Source organism: Mycobacteriales bacterium (assembly GCA_030697205.1).
Classification (GTDB): domain Bacteria; phylum Actinomycetota; class Actinomycetes; order Mycobacteriales; family SCTD01; genus JAUYQP01.
The window spans coordinates 1-3,772 of sequence record JAUYQP010000008.1; the positions used below are offsets into that span (position 1 = coordinate 1).

The 3,772-nt window shown below is 70.7% G+C and carries 4 protein-coding genes; 1 reads left to right on the forward strand and 3 read right to left on the reverse strand.

The features are described 5' to 3' along the window. From Q8R60_01935 to Q8R60_01945, 3 genes are all read right to left on the reverse strand, one after another. Nucleotides 1–376: PHB depolymerase family esterase (locus Q8R60_01935; GenBank protein MDP3711231.1), on the reverse strand; the 376-nt coding region annotated here is incomplete at its 3' end. A gap of 260 nt (nucleotides 377–636) precedes the next feature. Next, nucleotides 637–1,884 (reverse strand): hypothetical protein, encoded by a 1,248-nt coding sequence (locus Q8R60_01940; protein MDP3711232.1) that lies wholly within the window; start codon nucleotides 1,882–1,884, stop codon nucleotides 637–639. A 469-nt stretch (nucleotides 1,885–2,353) separates the two neighbouring features. Beyond that, nucleotides 2,354–3,019 carry a VOC family protein gene (locus tag Q8R60_01945; protein MDP3711233.1) on the reverse strand — a complete coding sequence of 222 codons (666 nt, stop codon included), beginning with the start codon at nucleotides 3,017–3,019 and terminating at the stop codon, nucleotides 2,354–2,356. A 57-nt stretch (nucleotides 3,020–3,076) separates the two neighbouring features. Between Q8R60_01945 and Q8R60_01950 the strand changes: the two genes are divergently transcribed. Further along, on the forward strand, nucleotides 3,077–3,550 hold the full coding sequence (locus Q8R60_01950; GenBank protein ID MDP3711234.1) for a hypothetical protein: 474 nt from the start codon (nucleotides 3,077–3,079) through the stop codon (nucleotides 3,548–3,550). Nucleotides 3,551–3,772: the final 222 nt, after the last annotated feature.

Consider the following 3,772-nt stretch of genomic DNA (forward strand, 5'->3'; position numbering starts at 1 on the left):
CCGCCAGGATCGCCGCCAGGATCGCCGCCAGGATCGCCGCCAGGATCGCCGCCAGGATCGCCGCCAGGATCGCCGCCAGGATCGCCGCCAGGATCGCCGCCAGGATCGCCGCCAGGATCGCCGCCAGGATCGTCGCCAGGATCGTCGCCAGGATCGTCGCCATGTTGGCGCCGGCGGAGACGCCGGCGAGCCACACCCTCCTGCCGTCGACCGCGAACCGCCGCATGACGTCGCGTGTCATCGCGGCCAGCGTCCGTGGCTCGCGAGCGTCGCGGGTCTGGTGGTCGGGCACGAACCAGTTCCAGCACCCCGAGCCGTTGCCGTCGACGAGCGGGTAGGTGCTGCCGACGGGCCGAAGCTGCTCGGGAAAGAGCACCAGCAGAACCCTCGGCGTCGGCGAGGGCCTCGAGCCGACTGCCCGTCGCGGCGTCGTCCGCGTCCTGGTTGCAAACGTGCAGGTAGACCAGCAGCTGCACCTTCTTCTTCGGCTCGGCCTTCACCGCGGCCGGCACGTAAGGGGCGTAGTCCCGTGCGCCCGGCGCTCCCACCGAGGGATACGTGCCGTGCTGCGGCTCCCCCACCGGCTGCGCCTTCGGTGCGGGTGCTCCACGGCGGACGGGCGGCACCTGCAGGTGCTCAGCCGAGCCAGGTCACCAGCTGCGCCGACTCCGTCGTACCCCATCCCAGCTGCAGGTGGTTGTGGTCCGTCACCGTCGTCACTCCCCCGACGGCACCGAGGCCCGTCGTCGACTCGCAGGAGGCGCGGAAGACCAGCCCGTCGCTCGGCCCGGTGTTCTCGTTGTAGACGTAGGGAAGCGTGGCCGCGCCGCCGCAGAGCAGGTAGCTGGTGACCGCCGACGGGACACCGGCGGTGCGGATCGGGTCGACCAGCGACCCCTGGCTGATCGCCGCGTCGATGCCGGGGCTGTAGGAGGTGTAGCCCCAGCCGCCGTGGTAGACGGTGTACCAGTCCTGGGTCGACGTATCGAGGGCATAGGTCGCGTCCCAGCGCTTGAGCATCTGGCGCTGGCCGGGGAAGGTGTTGTTGCTGCCGGTGCCCGTGTAGGAGAGCTCCGGGTGGCTGTAGGTGATGCCGTAGCAGACGTAGCTCGTCACCGACGCCGGGCCGTTGAGGGCGCCGCCGCACTCGGGGTAGATGAGGATCGCGCCGGGCGCGCCGTGCCGCCAGGCGTAGTCGAGGCCGTTGTTGGCGTTGCCGATGAGCACCAGCTTGCGGACGTCGCCCTGGTAGACGCGGCCCCACGACGGCGTGACGCTGCTGACGTAGGCGCGTGCCGGGAAGCCGCCCTTGCTCCAGCCGACGAGGTCGACCTTCGCGACGCCGAGCTTGCTCCTGATGACCCCGATCGCGTCGGCGACGAGCTGCGCCTGCACGAGGTTGTCGCCCTGCTTGTGCGGGAAGCCGATCGCGAAGACCTTGTAGCCGCGGCTGTCGAGGTACTGCATGAGGCCGGTCGACGGGCAGCTGGTCTGGCCGCAGCCGCTCGGGGTCTCGTTGGGGTTGGCCCACTCCCGGTCGGCGTTGTCGTTGGCACCGTGCACGAGCAGCACCGGCGTCGCCTTGGCGCCGGTCTGCCAGCCGGGTGCGTGGTAGAGCAGGAACTGGTTGGACCGCGGCCGCAGGGCGTTGTTGAAGAAAGTCAGCCGCTGCCCCTCCTGGTCACCGCGCCCGTCCGGCGGGTAGGCCTCCTGCGGGAAACTGGTGTCGGTGTCGCGCCAGCGCTCGACCTTCGCCCAGCCGTTGGCGACCGAGGTGTAGGTCGCGTCGAGGACGGTGGTCCCCGCGGCCGACGCACCGGGTGCCGGCGCGACGAGGAAGGTGCCGGCGAGCAGCAGGGGAAGGATCAGGCGGGTACGACGCATGCGTCACTCCGGTGTGAGCGGGTCCGAGGGGTGCCGCGGATGGTGCTCCCCCTGCAACGCCAGCGGAACAGTGCGATGCCCGGTCTTGGGTGCGCGCCTCCGTGGCTCCCACAGCCCGCGTCCGTCGGTGATCAACGCGAGCAACACCCCAGTTCCCGCACCGGGGATGTGCGGCCTTCCCCGCGTTGATGAGCGGGGCGCGTCGAGCGCGGAGTGCGGTGTCCTGCCGCGAAGCGGCGCACCGGTGCGGGCCCGCCCTCGTCCCGACACGGTCGCACTCGTGAAGATCGTCGCAAAAGAGGGGTAGCTGCGACAGGCCGCTGACCAGCGCTGTTCCGGCCCCGCCCGTCGCGGTCATTACACGACGATCTTCACGACCTCAGGCTCCGGGGCGCTGCCGCGGGAGTCCCGTTGCGTCACGCGACGGGCCCGCTGATGGCCGGCGACGGACTGGTCGGTCGTGGGTGCGTCAGGACAGGAAGGCGCAGAACTCGTTGCCGTCGGGGTCCGCCAGGACCGTCCACCTGATCTGCTCGTCGCGGGGTCGCAGCAGCTGCGCGCCGGCGTCGACGAGCAGATGGACGTCCGAGGTGGTCACGTCGATGTGGATGCGGTTCTTCACGGTCTTCGGCTCGGGCACCGGCACGAACACCAGCGACTCGAAGGGCGCGCCCGGCACCGCGACGTAGGAGTAGCCCTCCTCGTGGTCCTGCCTCTCGACCCCGAGCACCTCGGCCCACCAGGTCGCGATGCGCACCGGGTCGGCCGTGTCGACCACGATCTCCATCAGCCCTGCCGGCTTGCCCTCGCGGGTCGGGAAGACGCACAGCTCGCCGCCCTCGACGTCCCGGACGACCACCCACGGGAACGACACGGCATCGACCACACGACCACCACGGGCGACCACCTCGTCGACGGTGTCGGCCCGTACGTCGAGGTGCCACCGCTGCTTCACCGTGACCGGCTCGGGCACGGTGTTGATCCACACAGTGTGCTCGGGCGTCGGCCCGAACAGCCGAGAATCGCCGTCGGGCAGCAGCTCCACATCGAGCTGGAGCGCACCGGCCCAGAAGCGCCGCATCGCAGCCGCGTCGACGGCGTCGATGCAGAGGTCCTTGTACGTCGCGAGTGCCATGCCCTCTTCCTACGTGCCGCGCGCGACCGCGTGCAAGCGCCGGTGCAGGATGACGGCGTGGCAGACGATCGCGATATCGCGGAGCTCCGCGCGCTCGCCCACCGCACGGTGATGGACGGCGTGGCGGCGGACGACGAACTCGGGCCCATCACCTACCGGGGCGAGGCCGCGCACGTGCGCGGCCGGTACACCCCGGACGTCGCGATGCTGGAGGTGGTCGCTGCCGCCGTCGCCGCAGCCGGCGTCTCTGCAGCGACGCCCGTCGACACCGGGCTGTGGGTCCGGTCGCACCTGCCGGAGGTGAAGCGGTCCTCGCGCGATGCGGACCGCGCCTCACAGATGGTGCACATCGTCCTCGCCTACGCGGCGGGCGTGCGGGTCGACGTCCTCGAGCACACCTACCACTGGCATGGAGCGCGCCTGCGGGCAGCGACCGCGGCTGCCGTCATGACGCTGCGGGCCCTGTCCGAGGGTCGCGACCGCGCGCAGTTGTGCACCGACGTCGCCGGTCACCTGCCGGACTTCCACTGACAGCACAGGCGCCAGTCAGCCGACGAACGCCGACGAGCCCGGCCCCCGACGGGACCGGGCTCGTCGTACGAGCTGGTGCTACTAGTGGTGTGTCGCGCATTTGAGTAACTAGTTCTGCGATAGTGTTCGTAGATGACCGCAGCTGCCGATTCGTTGGTGATGTCGCAGGGCCAGCGAGAGTCGCTGGAGAAGGTCGCGAAGTCCAAGACTGCGGCGCATCGT

Bases quoted from the DNA above. Each gene is read 5' to 3' on its own strand.
- Q8R60_01940 (MDP3711232.1), bottom strand. From the start codon at position 1,884: ATGCGTCGTACCCGCCTGATCCTTCCCCTGCTGCTCGCCGGCACCTTC.
- Q8R60_01945 (MDP3711233.1), bottom strand. From the start codon at position 3,019: ATGGCACTCGCGACGTACAAGGACCTCTGCATCGACGCCGTCGACGCG.